The sequence below is a fragment of the Hymenobacter frigidus genome, from assembly GCF_014640435.1.
Lineage (GTDB): Bacteria > Bacteroidota > Bacteroidia > Cytophagales > Hymenobacteraceae > Hymenobacter > Hymenobacter frigidus.
The window spans coordinates 1-24,971 of record NZ_BMGY01000015.1 but is presented as its reverse complement, the minus strand read 5'-3'; the positions used below and the strand labels follow the sequence as shown (position 1 = coordinate 24,971).

At 57.2% G+C, this 24,971-nt stretch carries 22 protein-coding genes; 12 read left to right on the top strand and 10 right to left on the bottom strand.

Annotated elements, in window-relative coordinates; translation table 11 throughout:
- Window positions 1-342 precede the first annotated feature (342 nt).
- The 3 genes from yihA (at window position 343) to IEW17_RS09725 (ending at window position 2,234) form a co-directional block, all read left to right on the top strand.
- The gene (yihA, locus tag IEW17_RS09735; protein ID WP_188561917.1) at window positions 343-963 is read left to right on the top strand and encodes a ribosome biogenesis GTP-binding protein YihA/YsxC; all 621 of its coding nucleotides are present in this window, start codon (window positions 343-345) and stop codon (window positions 961-963) included.
- 88 nt (window positions 964-1,051) lie between these two features.
- Entirely contained in the window at window positions 1,052-1,513 is a 462-nt protein-coding gene (locus IEW17_RS09730; protein WP_229748929.1) for an energy transducer TonB, read from the top strand.
- Between the two features lie 109 nt (window positions 1,514-1,622).
- Entirely contained in the window at window positions 1,623-2,234 is a 612-nt protein-coding gene (locus IEW17_RS09725; RefSeq protein ID WP_188561854.1) for a DUF5606 family protein, read from the top strand.
- An 83-nt stretch (window positions 2,235-2,317) separates the two neighbouring features.
- Here the strand turns inward: IEW17_RS09725 and fbp are convergent, their stop codons facing one another.
- Window positions 2,318-3,337 (bottom strand): class 1 fructose-bisphosphatase, encoded by a 1,020-nt coding sequence (fbp, locus tag IEW17_RS09720; RefSeq protein ID WP_188561853.1) that lies wholly within the window; start codon window positions 3,335-3,337, stop codon window positions 2,318-2,320.
- A gap of 196 nt (window positions 3,338-3,533) precedes the next feature.
- On the opposite strand from fbp, the gene IEW17_RS09715 reads away from it, so the two are divergent.
- The 5 genes from IEW17_RS09715 to rsgA all read left to right on the top strand — a co-directional run bounded on the left by IEW17_RS09715 (window position 3,534) and on the right by rsgA (window position 8,721).
- The gene (locus IEW17_RS09715) at window positions 3,534-4,871 is read left to right on the top strand and encodes an aspartate kinase (RefSeq protein ID WP_188561852.1); all 1,338 of its coding nucleotides are present in this window, start codon (window positions 3,534-3,536) and stop codon (window positions 4,869-4,871) included.
- 82 nt (window positions 4,872-4,953) lie between these two features.
- A complete protein-coding gene (locus IEW17_RS09710; protein WP_188561851.1) occupies window positions 4,954-5,727 on the top strand; it encodes an enoyl-CoA hydratase-related protein in 774 nt (257 codons plus the stop codon).
- Between the two features lie 146 nt (window positions 5,728-5,873).
- On the top strand, window positions 5,874-6,458 hold the full coding sequence (locus IEW17_RS09705; protein WP_188561850.1) for a peroxiredoxin: 585 nt from the start codon (window positions 5,874-5,876) through the stop codon (window positions 6,456-6,458).
- A gap of 47 nt (window positions 6,459-6,505) precedes the next feature.
- Entirely contained in the window at window positions 6,506-7,756 is a 1,251-nt protein-coding gene (locus IEW17_RS09700; RefSeq protein ID WP_188561849.1) for a 3-deoxy-D-manno-octulosonic acid transferase, read from the top strand.
- The gene (rsgA, locus tag IEW17_RS09695; RefSeq protein ID WP_188561848.1) at window positions 7,753-8,721 is read left to right on the top strand and encodes a ribosome small subunit-dependent GTPase A; all 969 of its coding nucleotides are present in this window, start codon (window positions 7,753-7,755) and stop codon (window positions 8,719-8,721) included. Before IEW17_RS09700 ends, rsgA begins: the two co-directional genes overlap by 4 nt.
- 181 nt (window positions 8,722-8,902) lie before the next feature.
- On the opposite strand, the gene IEW17_RS09690 is transcribed toward rsgA, so the two are convergent.
- Window positions 8,903-9,535, bottom strand: a complete 633-nt coding sequence (locus tag IEW17_RS09690; RefSeq protein WP_188561847.1) for a fasciclin domain-containing protein — start codon at window positions 9,533-9,535, stop codon at window positions 8,903-8,905.
- A 189-nt stretch (window positions 9,536-9,724) separates the two neighbouring features.
- Between IEW17_RS09690 and IEW17_RS09685 the strand changes: the two genes are divergently transcribed.
- A complete protein-coding gene (locus IEW17_RS09685) occupies window positions 9,725-10,183 on the top strand; it encodes a peptidylprolyl isomerase (RefSeq protein ID WP_188561846.1) in 459 nt (152 codons plus the stop codon).
- A 158-nt stretch (window positions 10,184-10,341) separates the two neighbouring features.
- Here the strand turns inward: IEW17_RS09685 and IEW17_RS09680 are convergent, their stop codons facing one another.
- Complete coding sequence (locus tag IEW17_RS09680) at window positions 10,342-10,917, bottom strand: DUF3109 family protein (RefSeq protein ID WP_188561845.1); 576 nt, start codon at window positions 10,915-10,917, stop codon at window positions 10,342-10,344.
- 101 nt (window positions 10,918-11,018) lie between these two features.
- Between IEW17_RS09680 and IEW17_RS09675 the strand changes: the two genes are divergently transcribed.
- The 3 genes from IEW17_RS09675 to murA all read left to right on the top strand — a co-directional run bounded on the left by IEW17_RS09675 (window position 11,019) and on the right by murA (window position 15,591).
- Entirely contained in the window at window positions 11,019-13,265 is a 2,247-nt protein-coding gene (locus IEW17_RS09675; RefSeq protein ID WP_188561844.1) for an ATP-dependent helicase, read from the top strand.
- Window positions 13,266-13,405: 140 nt separating this feature from the next.
- Complete coding sequence (locus IEW17_RS09670) at window positions 13,406-14,161, top strand: DUF4290 domain-containing protein (RefSeq protein WP_188561843.1); 756 nt, start codon at window positions 13,406-13,408, stop codon at window positions 14,159-14,161.
- Between the two features lie 125 nt (window positions 14,162-14,286).
- Window positions 14,287-15,591, top strand: coding sequence for a UDP-N-acetylglucosamine 1-carboxyvinyltransferase (murA, locus tag IEW17_RS09665; RefSeq protein WP_188561842.1), 1,305 nt, complete (start codon window positions 14,287-14,289; stop codon window positions 15,589-15,591).
- 201 nt (window positions 15,592-15,792) lie between these two features.
- On the opposite strand, the gene IEW17_RS09660 is transcribed toward murA, so the two are convergent.
- From IEW17_RS09660 to IEW17_RS09630, 7 genes are all read right to left on the bottom strand, one after another.
- A complete protein-coding gene (locus IEW17_RS09660; protein ID WP_188561841.1) occupies window positions 15,793-16,131 on the bottom strand; it encodes a phage holin family protein in 339 nt (112 codons plus the stop codon).
- Between the two features lie 27 nt (window positions 16,132-16,158).
- Window positions 16,159-17,253, bottom strand: coding sequence for an agmatinase (gene speB / locus IEW17_RS09655; RefSeq protein WP_188561840.1), 1,095 nt, complete (start codon window positions 17,251-17,253; stop codon window positions 16,159-16,161).
- Window positions 17,254-17,469: 216 nt separating this feature from the next.
- Complete coding sequence (locus IEW17_RS09650; RefSeq protein ID WP_229748928.1) at window positions 17,470-18,102, bottom strand: chemotaxis protein CheC; 633 nt, start codon at window positions 18,100-18,102, stop codon at window positions 17,470-17,472.
- 54 nt (window positions 18,103-18,156) lie between these two features.
- Window positions 18,157-19,797, bottom strand: coding sequence for a chemotaxis protein CheA (locus IEW17_RS09645; protein WP_188561839.1), 1,641 nt, complete (start codon window positions 19,795-19,797; stop codon window positions 18,157-18,159).
- A gap of 105 nt (window positions 19,798-19,902) precedes the next feature.
- The gene (locus IEW17_RS09640; RefSeq protein ID WP_188561838.1) at window positions 19,903-20,289 is read right to left on the bottom strand and encodes a response regulator; all 387 of its coding nucleotides are present in this window, start codon (window positions 20,287-20,289) and stop codon (window positions 19,903-19,905) included.
- 76 nt (window positions 20,290-20,365) lie between these two features.
- Window positions 20,366-20,896, bottom strand: a complete 531-nt coding sequence (locus IEW17_RS09635) for a chemotaxis protein CheW (protein WP_188561837.1) — start codon at window positions 20,894-20,896, stop codon at window positions 20,366-20,368.
- A 98-nt stretch (window positions 20,897-20,994) separates the two neighbouring features.
- Window positions 20,995-24,900 carry a HAMP domain-containing protein gene (locus IEW17_RS09630; RefSeq protein WP_229748927.1) on the bottom strand — a complete coding sequence of 1,302 codons (3,906 nt, stop codon included), beginning with the start codon at window positions 24,898-24,900 and terminating at the stop codon, window positions 20,995-20,997.
- Window positions 24,901-24,971 lie beyond the last annotated feature (71 nt).

Sequence of the window (24,971 nt, the reverse complement as noted above, 5' to 3'; positions counted from 1 at the left end):
TACTGAAAAAAAGACGCAGGGTTAGATTTTAATGCCCGTTTGCGCAGGAAGGTAACCGTAGTGGCCAACGCTAAACTTCGCTCAGGGTCCTTACCATGGAAAGGCCAATGACGAGCAAAGATAGGTTTTTTGCTTACGAAATGCGGTTTTTGGCGGAAAATCGGCCATTTGGTAACGGGCAGGTGTAATGATAATGACCCTCGGCATGAATAAGCAGGACGCGCAAATATAGAAGCATCAATGAAATAGCCACCTAATCACACTTTTTTATTAATCCGGCGGCCGCTGATTTTAAGATGTAATTTTGTGGCTCGTACCAATCCGCTATTTCGTAGCTACCCGATGATTATTCACGATGCCCGTTTCTTAACCAGCAACTCGCGAGCAGACCTGTGCCCCGCCCCCACCTTGCCCGAATACGCTTTTATCGGCCGTTCCAACGTGGGCAAGTCGTCCCTTATTAATATGCTGACGGGCCGCAACGGCTTGGCCAAAACGTCGTCGTCGCCGGGCAAGACCCAATTAATTAACCATTTTGTAATCAACGACAATTGGTACTTGGTGGATTTGCCCGGTTACGGCTACGCCAAGGTGAGCAAAACCTCGCGGGCCGAATGGGCGAAGATGATTAACTTCTACCTGCGCAATCGTCCTAACCTGATGTGCGTATGCGTGCTGCTGGACTCGCGCCACGCGCCCCAGCCCGCCGACCTGGAGTTTATGGAGAAGCTGGGCGAGGAGGGTATTCCCTTCGTCATGGTGTTCACGAAGTCGGACAAGCAATCGACGGCCCAAACCAAGGCCTTACTCACGACTTATCTGGCCAAAATGTCGGAAATCTGGGATGAGCTGCCGCGCTATTTCCAGACCTCGGCCGAAACCAAGCTGGGGCGCGACGAGCTACTGGACTTCATTACGGGTGTGAACCAGGACTGGAAGGCCGATGCTATGGCCGATGCGTAGATTGGCCCTTAAATTGCCAACCGCCGCCCGGCCCAACTTGAGCTATTTTAACGTTTCCTCCTCCCCGCCCCCAACCGTTATCAATATAATGACCACCCCAACCCACATTGCGAAGCTGGCCCTGGGCCTGATGCTGGCGGCTACCGCGCCGGCCCTGGCCCAAACGGCCCCCAACACCACTCCCGCCCCTAAAACCCAGACCGAACAAGGCACCGGCATCACTTCGGCGGGCAAAGTCATTCCGGTGGCTGCCTATTACGAAGGTGGCCAGGAAGCCATGTATACCGCTATTGCCAAGGAGCTGAAATACCCGCTGATGGCCAAGCGCAACCGCATTCAGGGCCAGTGCATCGTGAGCTTCACGCTGAACCCCGACGCCACCATGTCGGGCATCAAGCTGGTGAAGCAAGTAGGCGGCGGCACCGGCGAAGAAGCCCTGCGCGTGGTGCGCCTGCTGAAATTCAAAAAGCCCGAATATCCGATTCTAACCAGCCTGCCCATCACCTTCAAGCTGGGCATGACCGGCTCGAACGCGACGGAAGGACAATAAGTCTTAATTTTGAGTTGTGAATTATGCGTTTTGAGTTGGGGCGTTTGTCAATTTTGCCTCTTCAGCTCAATTCATAATTCATAATTTAAAACTCATAATTCCCATAAGAATGCCTTACGAATTGCAAGAGTTGGCCGCCATTAGCGGTATGCCCGGCCTGTACCGCCTGGTGCGCGCCGCCCGCCACGGCGTGCTGGTAGAAAGCCTCGACGAGAAAGCCACCCGCACCCTGGCTCCGGCCCGGAACAAAGTGTCGCTGCTATCGGAAATCTCCATTTATACCCAGGACCCCGACCAGACGGTGCTCCTCACGGACGTATTCGAGCGCATTTACCAGAAACACGGCACGGCGTCGCCCGTGACGGCGAAGTCGAGCGAAGGCGAGCTGACCGATTTCATGGCCAGCATTATTCCCGATTACGACCGCGACCGGGTGTACCTGTCCGACATCAAGAAACTGGCCAGCTGGTACGGCATCGTGAGCAAGCACCGCCCCTACCAGGAAGCCGCTGCGCCCACCGAATCTGCCGCTGAAACTACCACCGAAACCGCTACCGAAACGGCCCCCAAAGCCAAGCGCAAAGCCAAAGCCGACGAGCCCACCGCCGATGAGCCCTTGAGCACGGGTGGCGTAATCGGCACAACCGACGAAGCCCCCGATGCTGACGGCAACCCTGAGGCCGCGGCCCCATCCAAAAAAAGCCGCAAGAAAGCTGAGTAGTTTTCAGCAACTTCCCCTCAACACAAAGGCCGCTCCTGAATCAGGAGCGGCCTTTGTGTTGAGGGGAAGTTGCTTGGTGCTGCTTACTTAGCTACTACGGCTTTGGCTTCGCGGGCCAGGCAGGCTTCGGCCTGCTCAACCAGCACTTTACTGCCGATGAAGACCGGGCAGCGCTCGTGTGGGACTTTGGGCTCAATTTCCATGGTGCGCTGGCTGCCGTTGCTGCTTTTGCCGCCGGCCTGCTCCACGATGAAGGCCAGGGGGTTGCACTCGTACATGAGGCGTAGCTTGCCAGCGGGGTTTTTGACGGTGGCGGGGTAAATGTAGATGCCGCCCTTGAGCAGGTTGCGGTGAAAGTCGGCCACGAGCGAGCCGATGTAGCGGGCCGAAAAGTCACTGGTTTTGCACTGCTTCAGGAACTCGGTCACCCCGGGCGAGAAGGAATCGGAACTGCCTTCGTTGACGGAGTAAACAAAACCGGTTTTGGGGGTCTGAATATCGGGATGCGATAGGAAGAATTCGCCCAGCGAATGCTCGTAGGTGAAGCCGTTGACGCCGTTTCCGGTGGTGTAGACCAGCATGGTGCTGGAGCCGTAGATAATGTAGCCGGCGGCTACTTGGTGAGTGCCCGGCTGCAGGCAGTCGGCGGCGGTGCCCTCGCGGCCGGTGGGCGATACGCGACGGTAGATGCTGAAAATGGTGCCGATGCTCACGTTCACGTCAATATTCGACGAGCCGTCGAGCGGGTCGATGGCCACCACGTATTTACCTTGGTTGTTGCCCGTTTGAATCATTTCGTCGTCTTCTTCCGAAATGATGGTGCACACCTCGCCGCCATTGCGCAAAGCGCGGATGAAGCGGATGTTGGCGATGACGTCGAGCTTCTGCTGGTCTTCGCCCTGTACGTTCTGGCTGCCATAAGCGCCGGCAATATCGATGAGGCCCGAGCGGTTAATTTCGCGGTTTACAATCTTGGCGGCCAAGGCAATATCACGCAATAGCTGCGACAATTCTCCCGTGGCATAGGGAAAATCCTCCTGCTTGCGCATGATGAAGCGGTCAAGAGTAGTGCCGACGGGCAGCGCCAGTTTATTGTGGTCCATGAGTGGGGTTGAGTGGGAATAGCGGGAGGCAAAATTACCTGCAAAAGGCTGAGAAACCAGCGGCTTGGCAACAAGTCGTTCGGAAAGCCCGACAAGTCGTTCGGAAGGCCCGGCAAGTCGTTTGAGGTTGTTGGCAAGGGGGTTTCTCGGGCCGGCAAGCCTGCTTTTCTGGCCGGGCTGCCTACTTTTGGAACCTATGAGCGAGCTGACGGGACTTCAGGTTTACAAATTCGGCGGCGCATCGGTGAAGGACGCGGCGGCCATTCTTAATCTTTGCCGCATTGTGCGGGACTACGGGCCGCCGGGGCCGCTGGTGGTTGTAGTGTCGGCAATGGGTAAGACGACTAATGCGCTGGAGGAGATTTATGAGTTAGCTCATTCCGACCAAGATTGGGAACAACAGGCAGGACGTTTAGAAACCTACCACGAACAAGCTTGCGTGGAGTTAGCCGCTCTGATTCCAACGATAAATCTTTCGCAGTTAAAGGAGCGATTGCAACAGCTTCTTTCAGGTTTTGCCGAAGACCTGCATTACATGGGGCTTGTTAAAAACCCCGAAACCTACGACCAGGGTTACGACCAGATAATAGCTTATGGCGAACGGCTTTCGGCCCTTTTAGCTGGCACTGCGCTCGCCCAGTTTTTGCCAGCTACAGATGTGCGCTACGTTCCAGCTTCGATAATGATTAAGACTGACGCAACGTGGCGCGAAGGGCGCGTGAACTGGTCAGCAACGGAATGGAACGCAACAAACGCGGTGAACGGAATGCTGGCTACTGGTGCGCAGGTGCTTGTGACTGAAGGCTTCATTAGTAGCACCCCCGTCGGAGGAGACTTACCCGGTGGAAGCTTGCGTTATACCACCCTCGGCCGCGAGGGCTCCGACTATACGGCCGCCATCCTGGCCTACTGCCTGCGGGCCGAGAGCGTGACCATCTGGAAAGACGTGGCCGGCCTGCTGAACGCCGACCCCAAAATCTTCCCGGACACGGTGCGCTACCCCGAAATCAGCTACCGAGAAACCATTGAAATGGCGTACTACGGCGCGTCGGTTATCCATCCCAAAACGCTGAAGCCGCTGGCCGACCGCGGTATTCCGCTACGGGTGAAGTCCTTCCTGGACCCGGCGGCCGAGGGCACGCTCATTCACGACTGCCAGCACCCGCCACTGGCCCCGGCCTTCATCCGCAAAACCGACCAGTGCCTGCTGTCTTTTTCGAGCAAGGACTTCTCGTTTATTTCGGAGGAAAACCTGGCGGTGATTTTTGGGGCGCTGGCCCAGGCCAAGCTCAAGATTAACGTGATGCAGAATTCGGCCATCAGCTTTTCGGTGTGCACTGATTTTTCGGAACGGCGCGTGCACCGGTTGCTCGATTTGCTGCGCGAGCAATTCACGCTGCACTATAACACCGGCCTCACGCTGTTCACCATCAAAAACTACGACTCGGCCAGCGTGGCCCGCCTCACTGGAGGACGAAAGTTGCTGTTGGAGCAGCGCACCCGGGGCACGTTTCAGTTTGTGTGCCAGGCGTAAGGGAGCACTTTTTCGTAAAGAAAGGCCATGCTGAACGCAGCCGAAGCATGACGTTTTCCTAAAATTTCAATCAAAAACTCCTGTGGAATTCCTCCTCGTAACGCCGCAGGCCCGCCCCGGCGTGGCCCTCGTTCAACTCAATCGCCCCAAGGAGCTGAATGCCCTGAATGGACAGTTGGTGCGCGAAATCCGCGATGCCCTCCAGGCCCTCGATGCTGATGAAGCGGTGCGCGTGGTCATTATTACGGGCAATGAACGGGCCTTCGCGGCCGGGGCCGACATCAAGGAGATGGCCGGCAAGACGGCCGTGGACATGTTTTTGGACGACCGGTTTGCTACTCTCGAGCAGATTCGCAAGTTTCGCAAGCCGCTGATTGGGGCGGTATCGGGCTTCGCGCTGGGCGGCGGCTGCGAGCTGGCCATGACCTGCGACATGCTGGTGGCCTCGGAAACGGCGCAGTTTGGGCAGCCCGAAATCCGCCTCGGCACCATGCCGGGCGCGGGCGGCACCCAGCGCCTGGCCCGCGCCGTGGGCAAGGCCAAGGCCATGGAAATGGTGCTCACCGGCGAGTTTATCTCGGCCCACGAAGCCCACCGCGTGGGCCTGGTAAACCGCGTGGCACCCGTGGGCCAGTACCTGGAGGAGGCCTACCGCCTGGCCGCCAGCATCGCGGCCATGAGCCCGGTAGCGGCCCGGCTGGCCAAGGAGTCCATCAACCGAGCCTTCGAAACACCGCTGGATGAAGGCCTGCACTTCGAGCGCAAAAACTTCTACCTCACCTTCGCTTCCGAAGACCAGAAAGAGGGCATGGCGGCTTTCGTGGAGAAGCGCAAGCCGGATTTCAAGGGCAAATAATTTTTAATGTGGAAATGCAACGAAGTGCACACAAAGGAATTCGCTTTCGACTAAGAATACTGACGAAAAGCGACTATTCCGTTTCTGGGTACGTACTCGCTAATTCTTCACATTTTCACATCGCCACAATTTCACATTAAATCAATATGTCAGTACTCGTGGGCAAGCGTGCCCCTTCCTTTAAGGCCACGGCCGTGATTGACGGCAAATTCGAAGAAGAATTCTCGCTGGACCGCTACCTGGGCAAAAAATACGTGCTGTTTTATTTTTACCCCGCCGATTTTAGCAAGGTGTGCCCTACCGAGATACTGGCTTTTCAGGACCGGTTGGAAGAATTTGAGCGCCGGGGCGTGGCCGTGGTGGCCTGCTCAACGGACTCGCACTACGCCCACCTGGCCTGGGTAGAGCAGCCCCGCGACCAGGGCGGCATCGCGGGCGTGACTTACCCGCTGGTGGCCGACACCACCAAAACCATTTCGGCCAACTACGACGTGCTCGGTGGGCATTATGACTACACCGAACAGGGTGAAATGACCTACGTGGGCTCGCCGATGGCCTATCGGGGCTTATTTCTCATTGATAAAGACGGCATTGTGCGCCACCAGCTGGTGAACGACCGGCCACTGGGCCGCAGCCTCAACGAGGCCATCCGCATGATTGACGCGCTGCAATACTATGAGCAAAACGGCGAGGCTTGCCCCGTTGATTGGGAAGCCGACAAAAACCTTTAGGCGCGGCCGTAATCATCGACTGGGCGCGGATTGCGTAATTTTGGGGCTTGCTTTTCTTCTACGACATCGTTTTGGGCCTCTACGGCCTGCTGCTCCGGCTGTTGGCGCCGTTCGTGCCCAAGGCAGCGGCCTGGGTGGCGGGCCGCCGTGGGCTTTTGGCCCACATTCGGCACACCATCGGGCACGACCCGGCCCCCCGAGTCTGGTTCCATTGCGCCTCGCTGGGTGAGTTTGAACAGGGCCGACCACTGCTGGAAGCCTACCGGCAAGCCCATCCGGGCACTAAATTGGTGCTCACGTTCTTCTCGCCTTCGGGCTACGAAATCCGCAAGGACTGGCCGGGAGCCGACTATATTTTCTACCTCCCCTTGGATACGCGCGCCAACGCCCGGGCTTTTCTGGATGCCGTGCAGCCTCGGCTGGTGGTGTTTGTGAAGTACGAGTTCTGGTACCACTTCCTTAATGAGGCGCACCGGCGCCGGATTCCGGCGGTGGTGGTATCGGCTATTTTCCGGCCTGAGCAGGTTTTTTTCAAGCCTTGGGGCCGTTTCTTCCGAAAAATTCTCACGCGTTTCGCCCACATCTTCACGCAGAACGAGGCCTCGGCCGCGCTGCTCCGCACTGCTGGCCTGACCCGAGTAAGCGTGGCCGGCGATACCCGTTTCGATACGGTGGTGGCCACGGCCCTGGCCCCCGCGCACTCCCTGCCTTTGGTTGATGCCTTCGTGGCCGATGGCGCCCCCGTGCTGGTAGTGGGCAGCAGCTGGCCCGAGGACCTGCCCATTCTGCGCCCGCTGCTGTTGCGCTACGCCCCCGAAATGCGCGTGCTGATAGCCCCGCACGAGGTCACTGAAACCAATTTGCGCTTAGTCGAAAACGTGCTGCCGGGCCAGGTACAACGCTACTCGCAGGCCAATGCCGCCACGGTGGCTCAGGCCCGAGTGCTGCTTTTCGATAATGTGGGCCTGTTGAGCCAGCTGTACCGCTTTGGCGAGTATGCATACATCGGCGGCGCGTTTGGCAAAGGCTTGCACAATACGCTGGAAGCTGCTGCTTTTGGGCTGCCGCTGTTTTTTGGTCCCTCGTATACCAAGTTTCAGGAAGCGGTGGAGCTGGTGGCCATGAAAGGCGCTTTTCCGGTACACAACGCGGCGGAGTTGGAAGCCGCCTTTACCTACCTCTGGAACCACGACGACGCCCGCCTGCGCCTTCAAGACACGATTCTCGACTACGTGCACGACCAAGCCGGTGCCACCCGCACCATTATGGCCGCCCTGCCCGGCCTGACCCCCTCATGACTCCCGAAACCTTTCCCCCAACTGGCCCCACGGGGCTGCTACGCGGCATTGTGGTAAAATCCACGGGCTCATGGTACGTGGTGCGCGGCCTCGCCACCGGGGAGCTGTACCGCTGCCGGCTGCGCGGCAAATTCAAAATCAAGGGCCTTAAAGCCAGTAACCCACTGGCCGTGGGCGACATAGTTGATTTTACGGTGGAAGCCCAGGGCGAAGGCGCGGCCGTAATCTCACACATCACGCCGCGCCGCAACTACATCGTGCGCCGCTCGGTACACAAAACCGGCCACGTCCACATCGTAGCCGCCAACATCGACCAGGCACTGCTGGTAGTTACGCTGGTATCGCCGGCCACCTCGTTCGGGTTTATCGACCGATTTTTGGTCACGGCCGAGGCCTACCACATTCCCGTCACGCTGCTCTTCAACAAGACCGACCTGTACGATGCCGATGGCTTTGAGTACCAAGCCGAAATCGCGGGCATGTACGCCAGTCTGGGTTATCCCAGCCGTACCTGCGCCGCCACTACCGGCGAAGGCGTACCCGAAATTGACCACCTGCTCGACGGCAAGGTGAGCCTGCTGGCGGGCCATTCCGGCGTGGGCAAAAGCACGCTCATCAACGCCTTAGTGCCCGACCTCGACCTGAAAACCGCCGAAATCAGTGAGTTTTCCGACAAAGGCGTGCACACCACCACCTTCGCCGAAATGCTGGTAGTGCGCCCCGGTACGTTCATTATTGATACGCCCGGCATCAAAGAGCTGGGCTTGGTAGAGATTCCGCCAACCGAGCTGGCCGGCTATTTTCCTGAGTTTCGGGCGCTGCTGGGCCAATGCCGCTACCACAACTGCCAGCACACCCACGAGCCCGGCTGCGCCGTGCGCGACGCCGTGGACCAAGGCCGCATTGCGCTGCCCCGCTACGACAGTTATATCAGCATGCTGGCCGGCGAGGACAACCGGCATTAGCAAATGTCACTGCGAACGAAGCGAAGCAATCCGTCCTGTTCCCAGCGAGAAGCTCTTAAAATTTGACCCGTTTCTCAAGAAAAAAGCCCCAACTCCTTCGCGAAGTTGAGGCTTTTCACACTTGTAGGTTTATCGCTGAGAACAGGACGAATTGCTTCGCTCCGCTCGCTGTGACAGGAACTTACTTGGCAACGGGCAAAATCACGGTGTCAATTACGTGGGTTACGCCGTTGCTCGAAATCACGTCGGCGATTTGCACGGTGGCGGGGGCGTCTTTGCCGTTGCCAACCATCACCTGGCCGTCTTTCACCGTCACTTTCAGCTTCTCGCCGTTCACGGTAGTCAACTCCTGGCCGTCTTTCAGGTCGGCGGCCACGAGGCGACCGGCGATGACGTGGTAAGTGAGCACACCAGCCAGTTTGGCTTTGCTGGCGGGGTCCATCAGGCCGGCTACGGCACCTTTGGGCAGCTTGTCGAAGGCAGCATTGGTGGGCGCGAATACCGTGAAGGGACCGGTGCCGCTCAGTGTTTCTACCAAGCCAGCAGCTTTCACGGCCGATACCAGCGTGCTCACGCTTTTGGCACCAGCAGCATTTTCCACGATATTCTTATCGGCCGTCATGGCCACACCGTCCACCATTACGCCTTCCGGCTTGGCCATCCGGGCCGAATCACCGGCCACTGCGGCTAATGAGTCAGCCGGGTTCACCGTGCTTACAGCAGTTTCGGTAGTGGTGGTCTTTTCGTTGCCGCAGCTTGTGAGCATCAGGGTCGTTGCAAAAGCAGCTAGCAGAGGAGCAAAAGATTTTTTCATGAGATGGTTGTTGTGAAAGAAGAAAAAACGGGTGAGCAGAAAATCATTAACAACGTATGTGCTTATACGGCTGTGAACTTACGAAACTACAACCTTCCCGGGATGTTTTGCAAGGCCGCCAAATTCTTACCTTCGGCCCCGGAAGCGAGGTCTGCTTCCGTTTAATCAATCCGCTAAAATCCGCGATTCATGAAAACCGCTGAAATCCACACCAAAAAGGGTGTAATGAAAGTTGAGTTTTACGAGCAGGACGCTCCGAAAACCGTAAAAAATTTCACCGACCTCGCGCAGAAAGGCTTCTACGACGGCCTAAAGTTCCACCGCGTTATCCCGAATTTCGTGATTCAGGGTGGCTGCCCTAACTCACGCGATGGGGCTAAGGGCCAGCCCGGCACCGGTGGCCCCGGCTATAAAATCGACTGCGAAACCAGCGGCGACCACCAGTACCACGAGCGTGGCGCGCTGAGCATGGCCCACGCCGGCAAAAATACCGGCGGCTCGCAGTTTTTCGTGGTGCACTCGCGTGACAATACCGCGCACCTCGACCGTGTACACACCGTATTCGGTAAGGTAGTAGAAGGCGTTAATGTAATTGACCAGATTACCGCCAACGACGAGATTGAGAAGATTGTGGTGAAGGAGGAGTAGATTTTCGCCCATTCTGCATAAACCAGAAACGTCATTCTGAGCGAAGTCGGAGCATCTCGCGTGCCACAGTAACCCAATTAAATGGTTTACTACCACACGCGAGATGCTTCGACTTCGCTGAGCATGACGTTCTCACGTTTAACGGGCCTATCCGTTGCTTATTTCTTCACTGTCGGATTCTCAATTTCCTTCACCAGTTCCCCGTACCAGCCCTCACCGTACTTACGAATCAGCGGCTCCTTCAGAAATTGGTACACTTTCACGCCCAACGTGCCGCCGAATGCGCAGGCCGGGTTGCAGATGTTCCACCGGTCGTAGTTCAAAGCATCAAAGCCTTCGTACTTCGTGATGCGAATGGGGTATAAGTGGCAGCTGATGGGCTTTTTGAACGTGGTAGCCCCAGCCAGGTACGCCTGCTCGATGCCGCACTTCAGGATGCCGCGCTCGTCCCACAGGGCGTAGGCGCACTCCTTATCCTCAATGGTCGTGGTGCTGAAATCCCCTTCCCAATCCTTAATGTAGAGGCCTTGCGCCTCGATAGCGGCGCGGCCGGCGTCGGTTAAGAAGGGCTTGATATTGGCGTATTCCTGCTCCAGAATCTTCAACTCGGGTTCTTCGAGGGGCGCGCCGAGGTCGCCCTCCACGCAGCACGCGCCCTTGCAGGCTTCGAGGTTGCAGACGAAAAAATTATCGGCGATGTCGTCGGAAATGACCGTTTCCTGAATAATAATCATTCACAAAGATAACCCCACCGGCGCGGGCCCAAATTGATGACCCGCCCCTGCCCACGGCTCCGTACCTTTGTAAACCCGCTCAAAAGGCGGCTTATTCGCACATGGCATTAGATTATCTTTCCCTTCTGAATCCGTCGCAGGCCGGCGCGGTGATGCAAACCGACGGTCCCTGCATGATTATCGCCGGTGCCGGCTCGGGCAAAACCCGGGTCCTCACCTACCGCATTGCCCATCTGCTCGAAAAGGGCGTCGACCCGTTCAATATTCTCGCCCTCACCTTCACCAACAAGGCCGCCAAGGAAATGCGCGCCCGCGTGGAAAAAGTGGTTGGCCCCAATGCCCGCAACCTGTGGATGGGCACTTTCCACTCCGTATTCGCCAAAATCCTGCGCTCCGAAGCCGACAAAATCGGCTACCCGCGCAGCTTTACTATCTACGACTCCCAGGACTCAAAAACCCTGATGGGCCAAATTGTGAAGGAGTTGGAGCTGGATGACAAACTCTACAAATCCAGCCTGGTGTTGGGCCGCATCTCGGCTGCCAAGAATAAGCTGATTTCGGTAAGTCAGTACCTCAACGACGCGGCCATCAAGGCCGACGATGAGGCGGCGTTGCGCCCCAAAATCGGGGTGCTCTACCAGCAGTACCAGCAACGCTGTTTCAAGGCCGGCGCGATGGATTTTGACGACCTGCTTTTCAACACCAACGTGCTGTTTAAGGAACACACCGATATTCTGAATAAATACCAGAATATGTTCCGGTTTGTAATGGTGGACGAGTACCAGGACACCAACTATTCACAGTATTTAATTACGCGCAAGCTGGCGGCCAAAGAGCGAAATATTTGCGTGGTGGGCGATGATGCGCAAAGTATTTACGCCTTCCGTGGCGCGGATATTACCAACATTCTCAATTTCGAGAAAGACTATCCGGAATTGCAGGTATTTAAGCTGGAGCAAAATTACCGCTCCACGAAAAACATTGTTTGGGCAGCCAATTCGGTAATTAAAAACAATCAGGCGCAATTGCGCAAGGACGTATTTTCGGAGAATGAAGACGGCACGCTGATTGAAGTCCTGAAAGCCGCTTCCGACAACGAGGAGGGCAAATTGGTGGCTAATTCCATCTTTGAGGATAAGATGAATGGGCATCTTTCTTACGATAATTTCGCCATTCTGTACCGTACTAATGCGCAAAGCCGCGCGATGGAGGAATCGTTGCGAAAATTAAATATAAAGTATAAAGTTGTTGGCGGCCTGTCGTTTTATCAACGCAAGGAAATTAAGGATTTAGTGGCCTACTTGCGCCTCACCGTTAATCAAAATGACGAGCAGGCTATTCGCCGGGTAATTAATTATCCGAAGCGCGGCATTGGCGATACCACCATCAGCAAGCTCATTACCACGGCCGATGAAAACAACCACTCGCTGTGGGAAGTGGTAGCCCACGCCGACCAATTCCTGGCCGCGCGGGTATCGAATCCCGTAGTGGGTTTTGCGGAGAAAATCAAAAGCTACGTGGTGATTGCCGGGAAGGAAGATGCCTTTGAAGCGGCCAAGTTTATCGCCAAAAACTCCGGCATGCTGGAGGAATTGTATGCCGATAAAAGCATTGAGGGCCTCTCCCGCTACGAGAACATGCAGGAGCTGCTCAACGGCATCAAGGAGTATGTGGACGACCCGGAGCGGGAAGACAAAAGCCTCGGCGCGTTTCTGCAGGATATTGCCCTGGTCACGGATTCTGACCTGAAGGACGCGGCGCAGGAAGGCGAGGCCGTGACGCTGATGACCATTCACTCGGCTAAAGGCCTGGAATTCCGCAACGTGTACATCGTGGGCATGGAGGAAAACCTCTTCCCTAGCCAGATGATGATTACCTCGCGGGCCGATTTGGAAGAAGAACGCCGCTTGTTCTACGTGGCCATTACGCGGGCGGAGAAAAAACTTACCCTGAGCTACGCCACCTCCCGCTACCAGTGGGGCAACCTGCGCAGCTGCGAAAAAAGCCGCTTTCTGGACGAAATCGACCCGCAGTACGTCAACTTCAAGTTCGCGGCCGGTCCGGGGGCTGGCGAGTCGCCGTTCCAGCACGTATTTGAGCGGCGCTCAAACTTGATTCCGACGCCGCCCCGCAAGGTAATGGCCACCAAATACGTGGCCCCCGCCGATTTCGCCCCCTCCGACACCTCCAAGCTACAAGCCGGTCAGCGCGTGGAGCACGCCAAGTTCGGTTTCGGCACGGTGAGTGCGCTGGAAACTCAACAGGGCACTACCAAAGCCACCATTCAGTTTGAGGAAGTGGGCGAGAAAGTGCTGCTGCTGAGTTTTGCCAAGCTGCGGGTGCATTAAGTATCCGCTTCGCAAGAAGGCCATGCTTCGCTACGCGCTGCACGACCTTCTTTATCGAGCCAAACGACTTCGTCACCGACGCTCCCAAGTACGTACCTTTGGCCTGAGCGCTGCCCCTGGCAGCCTCCCTCCTGTTTTTTATGACCGATATTCTCTCCCTGCCCTTCCACCTGCAACTGCTGGTGCGTGAATACGGGCACAGCACTTACCAACTCATTCTGGGCCTCAAGGACATTGAGGACGTGGCCGAGCGCACCAAGCGCGCCGGGCAGATTGTGCAGCTGATGCTACGCCTACAGCCCGCTCTGCGCGACCTGCCCGAGGTGCAAACCCGCCTCTGGAACCACCTGCACGCATTGGCTGGCGAGGAAGTGACGCTGGAGGCCCCGGTGCCCCTGCGCAGCCTCACGGTACGCACCGAAAAACCGTCTCGCGTGCCATACCCGCGCACGGCTCCCAAGCTGCGGGTCTACGGGGCCGCCATCGAGGCGCTGATTACCAAAGCCCTGACGCTGGAGGATGCCGCCGAACGCGAGCAGGCCACCATTCAGATTGGCCGCACCATGAAGTTCCTGTATCGGCAGCACAATAAGGAAAACGCGAAGGACGTCACCATCCTGCGCCATTTGAGCGAATTATCGGGCGGCGAACTCACGCTCGATTCTGCCTTGGTCGACAGTGAAAACCTGTTCGAAATGCCCACTGGCACCGCTGGCACCGCTGCCCCGAGCCGCACGCCGGCCTTCATAGTGCCGCAACCCCAAGCGCGCGAAGGCCAGAACCGGGACCGCCGCGAAGGCCGCGACCGCGACGGGCGCAACAACGGCTTCGGCAATAAAAACGGCAAGAAGCGTAAAAAAGGCCGCAGCCAAGAGCCGCAGCAGCCGCCCCAATAATTTTTACATTTCCTACCTGTCATCCTGAGCGCGACGAAGGACCTTATTACGCTTGAATGACTTATTCAAGCGTAATAAGGTCCTTCGTCGCGCTCAGGATGACAGCCTTTTACCCTTAAATCCATATGGCATCATTTGAAGTACGCGGCGGCAAAGCATTGCGCGGCGAAATCACGCCCCAAGGCGCAAAAAACGAAGCCCTCCAGATTCTCTGCGCGGTATTACTGACCTCGGAGCCTGTCACTATTAGCAATATTCCCGATATTCGCGACGTCAACAAGCTCATCGAGCTGTTGCGCGATATGGGCGTAAAGGTGGGTAAGCTGGCCACGGACACGTACGTCTTCCAAGCCGAGAATGTGAACCTCGACTACATGGACACGTCAGAATTCGTGGCTCAGGCCAGTGCATTGCGCGGTTCTGTGATGATACTCGGGCCCATGCTGGGTCGCTACGGCCGTTGCCAGCTGCCCAAGCCAGGTGGCGATAAAATTGGCCGCCGGCCCATGGACACGCATTTTTTGGGGCTGGAAAAGCTGGGCGGCAAGCTCACGCTGGAAGGGGCCGACTTTTACCGCATCAAGGCGGAAGGCAAGCTGCGCGGCACCCACATGCTGCTCGACGAAGCCTCCGTGACCGGCACTGCCAACATTCTGATGGCCGCCGTGCTAGCCGAGGGCACCACCACTATCTACAACGCCGCTTGCGAGCCTTATTTGCAGCAGCTCTGCCGGATGCTGGTACGCATGGGGGCCAATATTCAGGGCATTGGCTCAAACCTACTCACCATTGAAGGCGTGGAACGCCTTGGCGGCACCGAGCACCGCATGCTGCCCGATATGATTGAGATTGGCTCGTTCATCGGCCTCGCGGCCATGACGGGCTCCGAAATCACCATCAAGGATTGCCAGATTGCCGAGTTGGGCCTCATCCCGGACACATTTCGCAAGCTGGGTATTCAGTTGGAGTTTCGGGGCGATGATATTCACATTCCGGCCCAGGAGCACTACGAAATCGCTACGTACCTCGACGGTTCCATCCTCACGGTGTCGGACCATACGTGGCCGGGCTTCACGCCCGATTTGCTGAGCATTGTGCTGGTGGTGGCCTGCCAAGCCAAGGGTACGGTGCTCATTCATCAAAAGATGTTCGAGTCGCGCCTGTTCTTCGTGGATAAGCTCATTGACATGGGCGCGCAGGTTATTCTCTGCGACCCGCACCGAGCCACCGTCATCGGCCTGGACCAGCGCGCCCGCCTGCGCGGCATCACCATGACCTCGCCCGATATCCGGGCCGGCGTGGCTCTGCTCATCGCTGCGCTTTCGGCCGAAGGCAAGAGCACCATCGAAAACGTGGAGCAGATTGACCGCGGCTACCAGAACATCGACTTGCGCCTAAACGCGCTGGGCGCAGATATTCGCCGGATGTAACCTCCCGCAACTCTTTTACAGAAAATGCCCGGCCCACCCGCAGGGCATTTTTACGATGTGTCGGTAGCGAGTCGTAGCGCAAACGCCGTTGCTGGCGCTACCGCACACTGACCTGAAACAACGCACCGGTTAACGAAAAGCCCCACCGCCGTACCCGAATAGGGACAGCGGTGGGGCTTTGGTTGTGAAGGAACAGGGTGTTTAGTCAATCACCATATCAACCACCGCGTTGACAACCGATAGCGCCACGCTGAATATCAACGCATTAATGAAGCCATTTACCGTAAAGCTGGTCATCAGGAAATCGGCCAGCTTGACGATAATTACGTTGATGACCAGCAGGAATAACCCCAGCGTGAGTATTGTGATGGGAAAGCCCAGAATCTGAAGGATTGGCTTAACCACGGCATTGAGAATACCTAGCACGAGCACCAGGATGGCGGCCCCGCCCACGCCACTCAGCGTCACGCCCGGCAACACCGTGCTGAGGCCATAAACCAACACCGCCGTGAGAACAAATTTGAGGATAAAACCAACCATATCAACAAGTGGAAAGGTGAAAGTGAATTACTCGGCGTGCATGCCTTTGGCCGCGAGCCGGCCTTGAGATACGGCCATCCAGTTGCAAAGTTGGTAGAGCAGGCGAGCACCCACAATACCGTTCCAGTCGGTGTCGCCGGGGGCCACCTCGTTGAGGTCACAGCCAATTATCTGAATGCCCTCGCGCACAATGGCGCGTATCAGATACGTGGCTTCTTCATACTCCAGGCCGCCGGGTACGGGCGTGCCGGTACCGGGGCAAAGTTTGGGGTCGAGCCCGTCAATATCGAAGCTGATGTAAACCTTACGCGGCAGTTGGGCAATGATTTTGCCGCACACCTTCTTCCAGGACTTCTTTGCAAATTTTTCGTCGCTCAAAAATCGCTGGCTGAACAGCGCCACCCGTCCGTTGGAGTGCTCGATTAGTTCGGCCTCCTGCTGGCACATGTCGCGAATACCCACCTGCACCAGTTTCTTCACCTGGGGCAGTTCCAAAGCATTGTGCATGATGCTGGCGTGCGAAAACCGGAAGCCTTCGTAAGCGGGGCGAAGGTCGCAGTGCGCATCAAACTGCAGAATGGCAAACTCCTCGTGGCGTTCGGCCAGCGCGTGCAGGTAACCCAACGGGGTGCTGTGGTCGCCGCCCAGCACCACCACCCCCTTGCCGGCATCGAGCAAAGCTCCGGTTTTGGCTTTCAGCCATTGCAGCATTTTTTCGCCTTCAGCCGTGGCTTGGGCGGGCACACCCTCGAATTTCTGGCGGTCAGCTTCGGGTTTGCCAGCCTCGAGCCAAGTGATATAATCAGCGGCCAGGGGGCGCAAGGCGCGGCTGGCGGCGGCGATGGTTTCGTCTTCTTCCTCCATGGCCAGGCCCATCTGCCAGGCATTGGGCATGTCGGAATCGTAGAGGTCGACTTGCAGGGAAGCATCGCGAATGGCCGCGGGGCCGTTGGCAGTGCCGGCCCGGTAGCTCACGGTCACTTCCCAGGGCACGGGCACCACCACCACCTGCGCCTCTTCTGGTGTAAAGGGCAGCCCGAAGAGGCCGCCATCGGCATCGCCGGGTGCGTTGGGGTCGAAGGAAGCTATTTTTTCGGCACGTGCGGCAGCAGCTTTTGACATAACTATTGAATGGTAAATGAGGGAAACAAGGCAGCCAAGCCAGCGACAGGGTATGAGTTTGGCCTGGCATGGAAAAGCGACGTCATGCTGCCCCTACGGAAACGCATTGGTCCAAAGCATTCTGCAACGCCTTGGCAAACGCACCTCAAGCAGGCGTAGCATGACGCGCTGATTTAACAGTAATGGGGACCCAAAACGGACAAACGTTTTGCTTGCTTACGCCGACATCTGGCTACCCAGGAAGTCGTAGCTACGAATAATATCCAGGATTTTTATAAACGTCGCCCGGTCAAAAAAGAGCATCAGTGGCAACTCTACCATATTATCCTTATCGGAGAATTGCGTGATAACCGTGAAAATAAGCGGCTGGAGCTGCTGTTCCGGAATCAGGCTTTGCAGGGTATCCGCAATGTCGCCCCGGGGAGCCGTGGGCGGAGCCCCGTAAATGTTTGCCTTGAGGATATTGGCCAATTGCGTGACGAGCGCGCCCGTAATGATATTGCTAATTTCCAGCAATAGGGATTCCTGCAACTCGTTCACGTCCAACGCTTCGTCGGTTTGCATGCGCAGGCACACCCGGGAAAGTCGCTGCACGTGCTGGCCCGAAAAGAACATCAGCGTAGTCCCATTGAAATCACCCCGGATGTCGGACTGAATAGCCACATGCCTGGACTGATATTCACGCACTCGCTGCAGAATATCCTCGCTCATAAGCAAGTCAATATTCGGCACTTCGAGCAGGACACGGTCCTTGGCAATAATGGCGAACGAATCGGCGGCGCGAGCCAGACCAATGTTCAAAATCTCGCGAATTATATCACGCTCTAAGTCGGTCATCGATAAATCCATAACGTCAAACTAGGGGAAGTGCAGCTGCGAGGACTGGGGTGAAAGAAATGAAAATTAAGGTCGTTTGGCAAGAAACAGGCGGGTAAGAGCGGGCACATCGAGCACCAGGCAAACCTGCCCGCTGCCCAAAAGCGTAACTCCTCCAAAAAGGTCAATGGTGTCTAAAGGTTTGCTCAGAGGCTTGATGACGATATTTTGCTGCCGGATAAACCGGTCAACCACCAAGCCCAAGCGCCGATTATTATAGTTGACGACCAGCACTTGCTGCGGACCGTCCAATTCACTTTTGCTGGCCAGCGGCAACACGTCGTCGCCCTCATCGTGGAGCAGTAGCCGCAACGGCACCAGCGGCACCGCCAAGCCTTGCACATGTGTTACCAATACCCCACCCACCACCGAAATCTGACTGGGCTCCAGGGATAAAACGGTGTCGGTGTGCATCAACGGCAGCGCGTAAGGCCGCTCATCCACCTCGATGAGCAGGGCCCCCTTCACGGCGATGGATGTGGGCAGCACTAACGTAAACGTAGTGCCGATGCCGAGCTCAGATTCTACGCGCAACTGGCCTCCCAACGAATCGAGGGCCAGCTTTACCACGTCGAGGCCCACGCCACGGCCGGAAATATCGGTCACCTTATCGGCCATCGAGAAACCCGGCTCGAATAAGAGGGCCCACACGTCCTGCTCGTTGAGTGAGCCGGCGGCGGCGGCCGTAATCAGGCCGCGCTCCACGGCTTTGCGGCGCACCGCTTCGGTATTGATGCCGCGACCATCGTCCTGCACCTGAATGAGCACATCGTCGCGCTCAGTGAGGGCCGACAACGTGAGGTGGCCAATCGCCGACTTGCCAGCGGCCTGCCGCTGTTCAGTAGTTTCCAGCCCGTGGCTGACTGCATTTCGCACCAGATGCAACAAGGCATCGGTGATGATTTGAAGGATATTGCGGTCTATTTGAACATCCTGGCCGCTTAGGGTTAATTCAACTTCTTTGTTTTCGGCGGTGGCAACATCGCGCACCACGCGCGGAAATTTGTTGAGCAATACGCCCACGCCCACCAAGCGGGCATCCATCACGCTGTACTGCAAGTCGTCGGAAATGCGGAACAAGTGCTGAGCGGTAGCCAACAGAGCAGGATTGCCAATTTCCTGGGCCAGGGTCATTATCCGGTCGCGGTCAATAACCAGCTCACCGACCAGATTCAACAGATTATCCAGCTTCTTGACCTGGATGTACACCAAGTCAGAAAGCTCCATTTTCCGGTTCGACTCCTCCTCGGTGTCGCCTTCGTCCACCTCATCCAATACCGGGGCTTCGCCGCGCACCAAGCGGTCGAGGTTGTCGAGCAGCGCACTGGCATCGGGCAAGGGCTGATTGGCCCCTACCGCACGAATCATATTGCCCAAGGCATCAACGCCCGCGAATACCACCCGAATGAGCGGGCCGCTGAAGGTGCGTTCCTGGTCCCGAATCAGTCCAAAAAGGGTTTCGAGGTGGTGCGCTACCTCGCCCAAGTCGGTAAAACCCATAGCCCGGGCGTTGGCCTTCAGGTTGTGCATGAGCCGAAATAGCTCATTGAGTGCCGGCCCGGCGTTGGGGTTGCGTTCCAACTCGCTCAGGTGGCGGCTCATGGAGTCATAATACTCCAGCGCCTCGGCCATAAACAGCTCCCGGTATTCCTGGTCGCGCGTTTTCATTGGCCGGATTTGGTTGTGTCATCTGTACCAAGCACCGCGGCATGGTTGTTCTTCCCGTCGTTCCCGATGGGTGTTTGCCTTGCTACGGTACGTAATTGAAACACGTTAGACGGCTGGTTCAGCGGCATCGTTTTGCAACGCGGCCCCAACAATTTCCAACACTTTCTCTTCCGAGAAGGGCTTCACGATGTAAGCTAACGCGCCATTTTCGATGGCTTCCGTTACAATTACTTCCTGGCCTACGGCACTACACATCACCACTTTAGCCGATGGCTGTATTTGCCGCAGGCTTTTGAGCACATCCAAGCCCGTGTTATCGGGCAGGATTACGTCGAGGGTAATGAGGTCGGGACTGGTAGACGTAGCCATTTCCAGGGCCTGCGCGCCATTGGCTGCCTCGCCCACTACTTCGTAGCCGGCATCGGTGAGCATGTTTTTGAGCATCGTACGCATGTAAAATGAGTCGTCGACGATGAGGATGCGCTTATTCATGGAACTGGGTAATATAAAATTAAAAGAGAATAGCAGCCAGACCGAACGGGCTGGCCTTGCTTGTACGGGTTAGCGCCTACGAAGATGCGCTTTTGCCTGGCAGGCGCATTACCTCACTTGGCGTCAGGAGCTTGCGCATGTCGAGCACAATGATAATGCCCCCATCGGGCAGTTTGGCAATGCCTTCGAGGTATTTGTCGCGGGTGCTGGAATCCTGCACGAAATCCGGCGCTGCTTCAATCTGGCTCTGGGGCAGCGTGAATGGGCGGGGAACTTCCCGCACCATCAGACCAAGGATGTAGTCGGCGGCTTCTACGGCCACGGTGTAGCTCCGCTCGGGCACCGCGCGCCCAGCCGGGCGCAGCAGGAACCGCTCCTCTAGGTCGATAATGGCAATGATGTCGCCGCGCAGGTTGGCAATGCCCTTGATGAAAGGGGGCGTTTTAGGCATGCGCGCCACTTCTGGCGTCACAGTTACCTCCTTCACCTGTTCTATGCGAATACCATAGTCCTCATCGCCGAGGCGAAAAACGATAAGCTGCACCAGCTCGGCGGGTTTAACGCGCTCTGGTTTGGCAGCAGGAACAGACAATTCAATATCGGCCATGTATCTAGTAATCCGTAGTGGGTAGTTAGTAACCGGCTTCGGTAGTCAGTCTTCGAAGAATCCGCTGCCTGCCGAAGCTGGTTATTTAATACTACTCGTTATTTCGCCTTGGCTTTCGATTTTGGAGCAGCAGCTTTACCGGCTTTTCCGTTTTCGGCGCTTTGGCTGGCCCTCACGGGTGGCTTGGGTGCCGCCACAGGAGCGGCGACAGCTTCGACCCGAGCAGGACGCACAGGCCGCTCACGGCGCGTTGGAGCTGGTGCAGGTGCTGGGGCGGCGGGCTCGGAACGGGCATGACGCCGCATCATTCCGCTGGAGCGGCCGTTATCGTTCGGGCTAACTACTACATCGGGGCGGCTTTGGGGGCGGCGGTTCGATATGGTGCTTGGCGGAGCAGGTGCGTAAACCTCTCTTAAGCGGTAATCATCGCGGTGCCGTGCACTGCGACGGACTGGCTCGGGCTCGGGCTCCGGCTCGTAGGAGCTGAGCTGGAAGGTTTCGAGGCCGGCCTGGAGGTCGTCGGCAATGTCGGTCAGGCGCTGCGAGCTAGTCGTCAGCTCCTGCATGGCGGTGGAGAGCTGCTTGGCCGTGCCGGCCACCTGCTGGGTTCCGGTAGCTGTCTGTTCGGCAATGGCTACTACTTCTTCCACGTACTTCACCACGTCGCTAATCGAGGCTTTCTGTACCTCGGTAGCGGTGAGAATGTCGCGTGAAGTCCGGAGCGTTTCGCCGCTGCTGGTCGCAATATTCTTGAAGGCCGAGCTGGCTTCGAACGTGGCGTTCTTGCCTTTCAATACCCGGTTTTCCATGGTCGAAATAGCGGTTGCGGCCGAGGTAGTATCCTTCCGAACGTCCTCTACCAGCGTAGCAATTTCGTTGGCCGACTTGCGGGAGCCTTCAGCCAGCTTGCGAATTTCCTCAGCTACTACGGCGAAGCCACGACCGGCTTCCCCGGCACGGGCAGCTTCGATGGCGGCGTTCAGAGCCAGCAGGTTGGTTTGCGAGGCGATGTCGGTAATCACGCCCAACGACTTGCTGATTTCGCCCGACCGCGTGCTCAATACTTCGATGGTGCGGGAGGTCAGCGAAGCGGCGCTGGATATTTCTTCCATGTTTTTCACCACTTCGGCCACCGTTTTCAAACCCAGCTGCGAGGTTTGCTCACCCAGGATTGCTGATTTGTTCACCACGTCGGCCTTATTGGCCGTTTCCTGCGTGGCCTGCATAATTTCTTCAATCAGCTTAAAGGCCTGGTCCGTTTTCAGAGCCTGGTTCTGAGCACCTTCGGCCATTTGCTGCATGGCCAGGGCCACATCGACGGTTACACGGCTCATTTCCTGACCTTTGCCGGCCATTTCTTCCGAAGAAGTTCCCACAATCTGCGACGAATCGTTGATTTCGCCAAGCAGCTCGTTCAGGTTCTCTACGGCGAGGTTCAGGGCGCTCGACATGGCCAGGATGTCGCCCGTGGTAGGCACTTCCACGCGCTGGGTCAGGTCGCCTTCCGAGATGGCGCGCACCACGCGGCTCACTTCCAGTACCGGCGAGGCGATGGATTCGAGCAGGGCATTGAGCGTGTCCACCAGTTCTTTCCAGGAACCCGATACGCCGCCTACCGTAGCGCGCTCAGTCAGCTTGCCTTCCACCCCGGCCACTTTGGCCACGCGGCTAACTTCGACGGCGAGGCGGTTCAGGTCGTCCACCATGCGGTTGATGGTATCGGCCAGCTCGGCTACTTCGCCTTTGGCTTGCAGCGTCAGTTTCTGGGTCAAGTCACCCTTTGATACCGCCGTTACCACCTTCACCAAGCCCCGTACCTGCGTGGTGAGGTTTGAGGCCATGTAGTTTACGTTGTCGGTCAGCTCCTTCCACACGCCGGCCACGTTGGGTACGCTGGCCTGGCCGCCTAGTTTGCCCTCGGTGCCCACTTCCTGGGCCACGCGGGTTACTTCGCCGGCGAAGATGTTCAGCGAGTCCACCATTCGGTTCAGGTTGTCCTTCAGGTCGAGTAGCTCACCGTTCACGTTTACCGACACCTTCTGGCTGAGGTCACCGCGCGATACCGCGGTAGCCACGTTGGCAATATCCCGCACCTGAGAAGTCAGGTTGCTGGCCATCGTGTTCACGTTGTCCGTGAGGTCCTTCCAGGTGCCGCGCACGTTGGGCACCTTAGCCTGGCCGCCAAGCTTGCCTTCGGTACCTACTTCGCGGGCCACGCGGGTCACTTCATCGCCGAAGGTGTTCAGCGAGTCCACCATTTCGTTGAGGTTCTCCTTCAGCTGCAGCAGCTCGCCGCGCACATTGACGGTGATTTTCTGCGAGAGGTCGCCCTTAGCCACGGCCGTGGCCACGTTGGCAATGTCCCGCATCTGCGAAGTCAGGTTGCTGGCCATCGTGTTCACGTTGTCCGTGAGGTCCTTCCAGGTGCCGCTTACTTTCGGCACATTGGCCTGGCCGCCCAGGATGCCTTCGGTGCCCACTTCGCGGGCCACACGGGTTACTTCGCCGGCAAAGATGTTCAGCGAGTCCACCATCTGGTTGAGGTTATCCTTCAAATCCAGCAGCTCGCCTTTTACATCTACCGTAATCTTCTGGCTCAAGTCACCTTTAGATACCGCGGTAGCCACGTTGGCAATGTCCCGTACCTGAGACGTCAGGTTGCTGGCCATTGTGTTCACATTGTCGGTCAGCTCCTTCCAGGTGCCGCCTACGCGGGGCACTACGGCCTGGCCGCCGAGCTTGCCTTCGGTACCTACCTCGCGGGCCACGCGGGTCACCTCGTCACCGAAGATGTTCAGCGAATCCACCATCTGGTTGAGGATGTTCTTCAGCTCCAGGATTTCGCCCTTCACATTCACCGTCATCTTCTGGCTCAAGTCGCCACGGGCTACGGCCGTGGCCACATTGGCAATGTCCCGTACCTGCGAGGTAAGTGCCGCAGCCATGTCGTTTACGTTGTCCGTCAGGGCTTTCCATACGCCGGCCACGTTGGGTACGCTGGCCTGGCCACCAAGTTTGCCTTCGGTGCCCACTTCCTGGGCCACGCGGGTTACCTCGCCGGCAAACAGATTCAGCGAGTCCACCATCTGGTTGATGTTCTGCTTCAACTGCAGAATCTCGCCTTTTACATCAACGGTGATTTTCTGGCTCAAGTCGCCCTTGGCTACCGCGGTGGTTACGTTGGCAATGTCCCGCACCTGCGAAGTCAGGTTCGAGGCCATGTAGTTTACGTTGTCCGTCAGGTCCTTCCACACGCCGGCCACGTTGGGTACCACCGCCTGGCCGCCGAGCTTGCCTTCGGTGCCCACTTCCTGGGCCACGCGGGTTACCTCGCCGGCAAACAGATTTAGCGAGTCCACCATCTGGTTGATGTTCTGCTTGAGTTGGAGCAGTTCTCCTTTTACATCAACGGTAATTTTCTGGCTCAAGTCGCCTTTGGCCACCGCGGTGGTTACGTTGGCAATGTCCCGCACCTGCGAAGTCAGGTTCGAGGCCATGTAGTTTACGTTGTCCGTCAGGTCCTTCCATACGCCGGCCACGTTCGGCACACTGGCCTGGCCGCCGAGCTTGCCCTCGGTGCCTACTTCCTGGGCCACGCGGGTTACCTCGCCGGCAAACAGGTTCAGCGAGTCCACCATCTGGTTGAGGTTCTGCTTGAGTTGCAGGAATTCCCCTTTTACATCAACGGTGATTTTCTGGCTCAAGTCGCCCTTGGCTACCGCGGTTGCCACGTTGGCAATATCCCGCACCTGAGAAGTCAGGTTCGAGGCCATGTTATTTACGTTGTCGGTGAGGTCTTTCCAGATACCGCCCACGTTCGGCACGCTGGCCTGGCCGCCGAGTTTGCCTTCGGTGCCCACTTCCTGGGCCACGCGGGTTACTTCGCTGGCGAAAATATTAAGGTTATCAATCGTTTTGTTGATGGTTTCGGCCATCAGCTTGAAGTCACCCGATACCGGAATCTGGAAGCTTTCGTCCAGATTACCGCGGCTGATGTTCTTCAATACTTTGAGCCTGTTTAGGGTTTTTGGCGGCGGGCAGAGTGGGCAGCAAAAAGACTCCCAAAAAAGTCGGA